At 65.5% G+C, this 6,783-nt stretch carries 10 protein-coding genes; 3 read left to right on the forward strand and 7 right to left on the reverse strand.

Annotated features, from left to right (window positions below; translation table 11 throughout):
* Positions 1-516 (reverse strand): TnsA-like heteromeric transposase endonuclease subunit (locus tag ACQVDU_RS15750; protein ID WP_443477638.1); only part of this gene is annotated, 516 nt, incomplete at its 3' end.
* A gap of 290 nt (positions 517-806) precedes the next feature.
* On the opposite strand from ACQVDU_RS15750, the gene ACQVDU_RS15755 reads away from it, so the two are divergent.
* The 3 genes from ACQVDU_RS15755 (at position 807) to ACQVDU_RS15765 (ending at position 2,262) form a co-directional block, all read left to right on the forward strand.
* Positions 807-1,130 carry a hypothetical protein gene (locus ACQVDU_RS15755; RefSeq protein ID WP_138174610.1) on the forward strand — a complete coding sequence of 108 codons (324 nt, stop codon included), beginning with the start codon at positions 807-809 and terminating at the stop codon, positions 1,128-1,130.
* Between the two features lie 177 nt (positions 1,131-1,307).
* Complete coding sequence (locus ACQVDU_RS15760) at positions 1,308-1,634, forward strand: MarR family transcriptional regulator (RefSeq protein WP_138174612.1); 327 nt, start codon at positions 1,308-1,310, stop codon at positions 1,632-1,634.
* On the forward strand, positions 1,624-2,262 hold the full coding sequence (locus tag ACQVDU_RS15765) for a hypothetical protein (protein ID WP_171024261.1): 639 nt from the start codon (positions 1,624-1,626) through the stop codon (positions 2,260-2,262). The genes ACQVDU_RS15760 and ACQVDU_RS15765 overlap by 11 nt, the downstream gene beginning before the upstream one ends.
* Here the strand turns inward: ACQVDU_RS15765 and ACQVDU_RS15770 are convergent.
* The 6 genes from ACQVDU_RS15770 to ACQVDU_RS15795 form a co-directional block, all read right to left on the reverse strand.
* Positions 2,213-3,358, reverse strand: a complete 1,146-nt coding sequence (locus ACQVDU_RS15770) for a hypothetical protein (RefSeq protein ID WP_138174616.1) — start codon at positions 3,356-3,358, stop codon at positions 2,213-2,215. The two genes, ACQVDU_RS15765 and ACQVDU_RS15770, sit on opposite strands and share 50 nt — an antisense overlap.
* A complete protein-coding gene (locus tag ACQVDU_RS15775; RefSeq protein ID WP_443477639.1) occupies positions 3,355-4,407 on the reverse strand; it encodes a helix-turn-helix domain-containing protein in 1,053 nt (350 codons plus the stop codon). The genes ACQVDU_RS15770 and ACQVDU_RS15775 overlap by 4 nt, the downstream gene beginning before the upstream one ends.
* A gap of 358 nt (positions 4,408-4,765) precedes the next feature.
* Positions 4,766-5,146, reverse strand: a complete 381-nt coding sequence (locus ACQVDU_RS15780) for a VOC family protein (protein ID WP_085603663.1) — start codon at positions 5,144-5,146, stop codon at positions 4,766-4,768.
* Positions 5,147-5,148: 2 nt separating this feature from the next.
* On the reverse strand, positions 5,149-5,553 hold the full coding sequence (locus ACQVDU_RS15785) for a DUF1801 domain-containing protein (RefSeq protein ID WP_062637438.1): 405 nt from the start codon (positions 5,551-5,553) through the stop codon (positions 5,149-5,151).
* Positions 5,553-6,008, reverse strand: a complete 456-nt coding sequence (locus ACQVDU_RS15790) for an SRPBCC family protein (RefSeq protein WP_054687628.1) — start codon at positions 6,006-6,008, stop codon at positions 5,553-5,555. Before ACQVDU_RS15790 ends, ACQVDU_RS15785 begins: the two co-directional genes overlap by 1 nt.
* Positions 6,005-6,783, reverse strand: a 779-nt coding sequence (locus tag ACQVDU_RS15795; protein WP_443477640.1) for an AraC family transcriptional regulator, incomplete at its 5' end; no start/stop codon positions are given. The genes ACQVDU_RS15790 and ACQVDU_RS15795, both read right to left, overlap by 4 nt.

The following is a 6,783-nucleotide window of genomic DNA, read 5'->3' on the forward strand; positions in this document are numbered from 1 at the left end:
CGGCCACATGCTGATGCAGGAGTCGAACAGCGATGCGGTGCTCAACCTTGTAACGGAGTGGCTCGGTCCAAATGTACAGTACTCCCAGCCATGCGCCTCGACCTCCCGCCGCGTCCAGTCCAGCGAGTCCCGCACCGCCGGGACCTGCAGCTTCGCCGCCGGCTTCACATCGACAACGCACACCAACCGGTCTGTGTGCGAGATCAGATAGTCCGGGATGTGCCTGCGGGTCGTGCCGTGATCGTCGCCCTCCATCAGGAACGGCTGGGACAGGATCCAGTCCACTCGCGGGTCGAAGTCGCACAGCAGCAGGTTCGCGTACTCCAGCCGCGACTCGTACCCCACGGGCGCCTGCATCGTCGCGGACCAGTACGAGCCGGAGAAGTGACGCTGCTTGCGGTACCAGCGGAACTCACGCCACGGCACCGCCGCCGCGAACACCCCCAACCGGGCATCCGGCAGCGAAACGACGTCGACGTGATCCTGCATCATACGGATCCGGATCGTCGACGCCACCGCGATCATCCCCGACCCGGCTCCCCGGCCCGCAGCTCACCATCGCCCGTGTCCCCGGTCGGAACCTGACAGCGGTGCGTGCGCATGAACACATGCTGTTGCCCCGCGACCGCGCAGCGGAACTCACCGACGCCACAGAAAGAAGTGAGCAGCTTTGTACTAAATCACTAAACAGCTAATCACTAGTAAATGTCACATTCACTACCAAGCTCGATGTTGCGCCTGTCAGATACACAACAAACCTCCGCCGACCAGTCGGCGGCGTCCGACGCATATGAGACACTCGGAGCATGACGGCGATCCACCCGATTGCCCCCGAAGACTCCAAAGCGCTCTTCGGGAACAGCTACATGCACACCGTGCTGGTCGAGATCACCCGGCACGGCGATGAACCGTTCTCCCCGAAGCAGATCATCGACGCCACCGGACTGCCCGGCGGGATCATCCACCCGCTCATCAAGAGGCTGAAGTCCAGGCATTTCATCGAGTACCTGGGCCGTGTGCCCGGGGAGAAGACCACGCTGTACCAGGTCCGCGACAACCCCTACATGCGCGCCGCCCGCGAGTACGCCGAAGCTGCGCCCGAGATCCCGCAGCATCGAGCCGCCAGCTAACCCACGGCGCCCCGGATCGACCAACAGCTCGGTCGCGACGACCGGTGAGCGACGTGTTCGACGTGCGTCGCGCCACCACGTGCCACCGCTGCCGAATTCGCAAGGTGCGGCGTCCAGAGCACACACTGGTGCGTTCTCCATGTTTCATGAATCTTGAATTTGATCTAGACTGGGTAGGTGCCAACCCTTGCCCGCGCGGCCGAGCTGTCGAAGGCGGTCTTCGGCAGCGAGCACATGCTTTCCGTGATGTGGCAGATCTCGCAGGCACCGGACGCAACGTTCAACGCTCCCGCCATCGAACGGGCCACGGGCCTGGCCGGGAGCATCGTGCACGGCATGCTCGCACGACTCAAACGCGCCGGCCTCATCGAGGTCGTGGGCCATCTCGAGGGAGAACGCACCCTCGCCTACCAGCGTCGCGACCATCTCGTATGGCAGGCGGCATCTCAACTCACGTCCGAGGTGACTGACACCCTGGGCATCGGAGGCCCCTATGACAGCTAGCCCCTCCACGACCGTCGCCGGGACGTCCGGGGTGAGTTGGCAAACCGGTGCCCATCGCGTCCACGTCGACCTCGAGCTTCACCTCCCGGAGATCCAGCGCCGCCGCGCCACAAACGCGGCGGGGTCTGTACAAGACCTGGACACTCTGCGGTTCCTGCTGACGCTCCCCGTCGATCAGCCCACCGCCCTCGCGGGCCTCGATGCGTACGAGCGGCGCCTGGCTCGGCGAGCCGTCCGCTGCGGGTTCGCCGAAGAGCGCGCCGTCGCCCGCAGCCAGTCCACTCTCATCCGAAGAGCGGAGCCTCCCGTGACGGTGCGGCTGATATCGGTGTTCGGCCCGTTCCGTCGCAGCACCCTGCAGTTGGCGACGACATTCGCCCCCTACGGGCGTCGTCGACTCGTCGTCCCCTCTGGACGGCTCGACGAGATATTGTTGCTCGAAGCAACCTTCTACGGTGTCGGCGTTACGGTGGCCGACGCCAACGGCGAGCGGACCGTCGCCGCGTCGGCGCCCTTCCAGCCCGCCCGGTTCACTGGCGCCTCCTGGCTGTTCGCTGAGCGCATCTACGGCCAGGCGCTCAGCTCAGCGACCGCCACCGGGCAAGTGTCGGCGGCATCGAGATCATGACACCCGTGTGCTGGGCGAGCCGAACATGCTCCGCTTCAGCCTCCGCCAGACGCTGATTCCACCACCGTGCCACTTGAGAGGTCCCCATCGAGGTGACGATACCTGCGATCTCGTCCAGCGCGGCCAGATTGTGCAGGTGAGCCCGGAGCCGATCCTCATCGGAGCCGGTGAACGAGTCCACCGCGCGTCCCTCACAGTGGCGACACGGGCACGGCCACGGAGTCGCGCTGGCGAACCACTTCAGGTGCATCTCGCTGGACCGGGCGAATCGCATCAGCTCCGGCATCAGCACGTGCGGCGTGCGATCACCAGGGCGACTCGAGTACGGTCGGCTGCCCGGCACCGGCAGGCGCCGCAGGCTCGGGATCTGCCCGATCACGGCCGCGCGAGCGCCGGACGCGAACGCATCGATGCCAGCGAAGTCCGCCCGCCACGGCACCGCACCCTTCACCTCGCCGAAGAACCGGCGATACGACTCCGGCGCCCCCTTGAGATTCAGAGGATCACCCGCCTTCGCTCCCAGCGCCAACGCCACCGGATGACGGCTCCGCGCGGCGACCGCGATCAACTGCGAGATGTGATCCGGCGTCGACCACTTCTGATGGACGGCCAACGGGAGGATCACGTCGTCGCGGTCGATATTGTCCGCAGCCGCGAGGACCGCCTTAAGCGCCCCCGGGTCTGCGACGTCCACAAACCCCGCTGGGATCACCGCGACCGCCGCGCCTGCATCGCGCTGCGCCTGGAGAGTCTCCTCCACCGTGGGCGCGATGAGCGCATCCACCGGTTCATCGATAATCAACGGGCGCTCGGCCGTCGCCGGAGCGAGCACCGAAGTCGGCTCGATAAGGAAAACCAAATCCTGATGCCGCGCCCGCAGGCGCCAGGCGGTCTGAAGAGCCGTCGGCCCCGACAACACCATGCCGCCGTGTTCCATGTTCACGTGCGGGGCGGTCTGCATCGTCTCACCGCCAGCCATCGTGAACACTCGCCCGCCCAAAGTGCGCTCGACCAGCGTGGCACCGGCGAGCGACTCACGCGTCGTCCGCGAAACCAGAGAGCTGTCGACCACCTCGATGTTGGCCCGATCGGTCATGCTGCGCTCCTCACGTAAAGGTCTTCGAACTCGTCCTGAACCAGGAACGCGTCGCGCGCGAGCTCTGCGACGCTCTCACCCTCATTCAGCCGCTGCTGCACCACCCGGTCGATCAGACCAGGATGTTCCTCGGCGATCGCTACCGGCTCTACGCTCCGATATCCGGCGCGGGAGAGCTCGATGTTCAACTGCCGGTAACGGCCCTCGCTGATCACATCCAGATCCACCGCACGCCGCAGCAGCGCCGCGATCGACACCCGCCACTTCGACTTCAACCGTGCCAAGCCCGGGATCGTCACCGGTGCCGCCGCCAGATCCATGCGCACATCCTGCGCCGGCATCAAGAACTCCGCCGCGAACCGATCCGCCTCAGACTCCTGCGTCTCCGACGGCACCTGATGCATCACCGCGTGCGCAAGCTCATGCGCCAGCGAGAACCGCTGCCGATCCGGCGGAATGTGATCTCCCAGCAGCACCACTGGTCGCTGTCCTTCCGGCCAGCTCACCATCGCATCGATCCGCTCCGACCCCAACGATCGCTTCACCACCACAACCCCGGCATCCTCCAGCGAGCGCACGAGGTCTTCCAGCGGACCGGACGCGATACCGATCGACGCACGCACCTCCTGCGCGATCTCCTCCGGAGTATCGAAGCCATCGGGCGGAAGCGGGTGCCGCACCAGCCGCACCGGCGTGTCTCCCGCGACGAGCCCCGTCACTTGCAAGTGCAGCAATTCCAGTTCTGCCCGCAACCGGTTCGCCACCGACAGGGGCAACGTGGAGCGCTTGCGATGGAACACATACGGCGCCGCTCCCTCATCCACCGGGACCGTCAGCAGCACCGGTGGAACACGCAGCACACCGCTCAGCTTCTCCAGGCGGTCGGGGTCCAACTCCACCAGCCCGGATTCCGCCTTCGACAGCACCGCTTGCGAGATCCCCGTGGCTTCGGACAACGCACCCTGCGTCCACCCACGCGCAACTCGGACCGTGCCGAGCATCACCCGGCCGGTCCGGCGATCAGAAGCAAACTCTGCCATGACTCCCATCTTAGTCAGCGCCTCCGACAATCGCGCGATCCATGTGCAGAAATATTCTCGCGTGTTGGATGTGAACAGCCCACTCTGACCGCGACCCCACGCCAGACCGGGTCGACGGAGATGAGCCGCCCGATCACGTCGATGCCAAATCCATCCACCGCACTTGGCCGAATGGCCAAGTGCGGGCCAAGTTGACACAGAAACGGCCATCTTCACGTGGAACCTACAACTACCTGTAGGAACCGCTCAGAGTTGTCCGCGGTGCCAGCCACAGAGCCGGGATCTCCCACCGAAGATGTCCACCGGAGTGCGGCCAGATTCTGTGCTGAGTTGTCCACGACGGCTGCGGCCAGCTTCGTCGAAGCCGTCAGTACTTGATTTCCGCTGGATCTCTGAACGCCACTAGACCTACGAGATTTCCTTCGGGGTCGCGAATGAATGCTTGCCATTCTTCTCGCCCTGCTGGTCCGAGCGCATCTCTGGTGTGAGTGAAGATCGGCCGCCCCGGGGATACGATTTCGACCTCGCCGGCTCGGTCGACGGCTAACTCCAGATCATCGACGCGGAGGTAGAGCAGCGCTGACGGTGCCGCGCTCTCGAGTAGCAAACGGACGCCGTCGAGATCGAAGAACACCAAACCGGGCGGATCGAATCGGGCCACAGGGGCGGAGCCGAGCAGTGCGGAATAGAAGGCTGTGGCGCGTTCCAGATCGACCACGCGCTGGGCTACTTGGACGAGAGACGCCATGCTCATTTGCCGTCGCCGTGCACGTCTCGAATGACGGCGAGGGAGCGATCGAGTAGTTCCCGCAGCGCATCTTGGTCCACCCCCGACAATCGGGGGAGGTAGAGGCACGCGCTACTGGTGCGGTGTGGACCGAGCCGCTCGAGCAGGTCGGGCCACCGCTCGGCAAACCCCTCGACCAGGTAAAGCGTGTGCTTGGACCCGGAAGCGAAGGCGATCTCAGGCGCGATACCCTCTCGCCCGCTGTCGTACGCGTAGCCGTATTGGCCGAACCCGACAATCCGTTCCGCCCACACCACCGGCGGGCGCTGTGCAACGTGCTCGAAGAGCTCGAGGAGTTCGGTTACCTCGCCGCGTCGTGGCCCGGTTGCCCGGTCCAGCGCCTCGTCGACGCTGGTGTCGGAAGGCATCACGAGGCGGTCTCCGTTGCTCGCTGCGATTCGATGTATGCCTTGAGTCGGGCCAGATGGTCGCCGTCCTCCTTCTTTGTGATCGCGGCCACCAGGGGCAGCATCATCCGCCGCAGTCCGCCGGCGGCGAGCTCGCACGTCCACTCGATCCGCGTGCCGGTGCCGGCCGGGTGCAGCCGGTAGACGTAGGTCGCGGTGATGCCCTCCGCCTCGCTGGCGACCGCAAAAGCGGTGGGCGGCTCGAGAGCCACGATCTGCAGCTGCCCCGTCGCCTCCTTGCTCTTCACTCGGCGCGTCTCCTCGATGACGGACCCCACAGCGAGCGGGCCATCCGTCACCTTCACGCTCTTCACGACACCGTCGACGTAGTCGACCGCCCTTGTGGGATCTGCCAGCACTGCGAACACTTCCTGTTGCGATCTGTCGATGTGCTCGGTGAACTCGAAAGCGATCATGGGCCTTCTCCTGGGTGATGGTCGGGGTGGTGATCAAGAGGCACATAGGCGTCTGTCCAGCTGACGCGAACGGCGTCGTTCGCGCGCTGGTCGACGTGATGGATCTCGAAGGGCGGTGCGCAGCGCAACCGCCACCCTTCTGAGGGCATCCATTGCACCCCGATAGCCGCGAAGGTCTTCGCGATCTGCTCTGCACCGCCGGTGTGCCGATGCGCGACGCACACCTGCGCCGGCATCTGGCGGTAGGTGAAGGGGTGGGGTGGATCTATCGGTGCGGCAATGGGGATGCCAGCGTCGAAGCGGATCTGCTCGTTGTCCACCACGTAAGGGTCATCTGGGGTGATGCCCACGAGGAGGTCGGAGGAGTGGGCGATGCCGTGCTCTATCGCGAAGGCCCTCAGCTGCTGCCACGGCTCGACCGATGGGTGCCCGATGCCGAGGCCGTTGTACCCGCGATGACGGAGGACGAGCAGGTGCCGCTCGGGGGTGCTCTCAACCCGTACCGGGACGGCATCGAGGTCATAACGGAGTGTCAGCGGCGTCTCTTCTGCGAAGCCCGCAAACGTCGTGCTCTGCTGCGCCAGGTCCGCGTGCTCGCGGTACGCGCGCAGCATCCTCCGATACTCCGATGGACTGATCTCGAACCGCTGCACGAACGCGCGTGTGAAGGTCTCGGGCGTTGCGAACCCGGATTCCAACCTGGAGTCCCGCGGGGTGGTGGTCTTTCGGGCCCGCGGCGTCGTGACCGCGACGGGGTGAGCCATCGTGCGATGGT

This window comes from Microbacterium sp. F2 (assembly GCF_052274505.1).
In the GTDB taxonomy this organism is placed as follows: domain Bacteria; phylum Actinomycetota; class Actinomycetes; order Actinomycetales; family Microbacteriaceae; genus Microbacterium.

Excerpts from the sequence above, each read along its gene's own strand:
- ACQVDU_RS15755 (WP_138174610.1), top strand. The coding sequence starts at position 807 with ATGACGGCGATCCACCCGATTGCCCCCGAAGACTCCAAAGCGCTCTTC.
- ACQVDU_RS15765 (WP_171024261.1), top strand. The coding sequence starts at position 1,624 with ATGACAGCTAGCCCCTCCACGACCGTCGCCGGGACGTCCGGGGTGAGT.
- ACQVDU_RS15770 (WP_138174616.1), bottom strand. The coding sequence starts at position 3,358 with ATGACCGATCGGGCCAACATCGAGGTGGTCGACAGCTCTCTGGTTTCG.
- ACQVDU_RS15775 (WP_443477639.1), bottom strand. The coding sequence starts at position 4,407 with ATGGGAGTCATGGCAGAGTTTGCTTCTGATCGCCGGACCGGCCGGGTG.
- ACQVDU_RS15780 (WP_085603663.1), bottom strand. The coding sequence starts at position 5,146 with ATGGCGTCTCTCGTCCAAGTAGCCCAGCGCGTGGTCGATCTGGAACGC.
- ACQVDU_RS15785 (WP_062637438.1), bottom strand. The coding sequence starts at position 5,553 with ATGCCTTCCGACACCAGCGTCGACGAGGCGCTGGACCGGGCAACCGGG.
- ACQVDU_RS15790 (WP_054687628.1), bottom strand. The coding sequence starts at position 6,008 with ATGATCGCTTTCGAGTTCACCGAGCACATCGACAGATCGCAACAGGAA.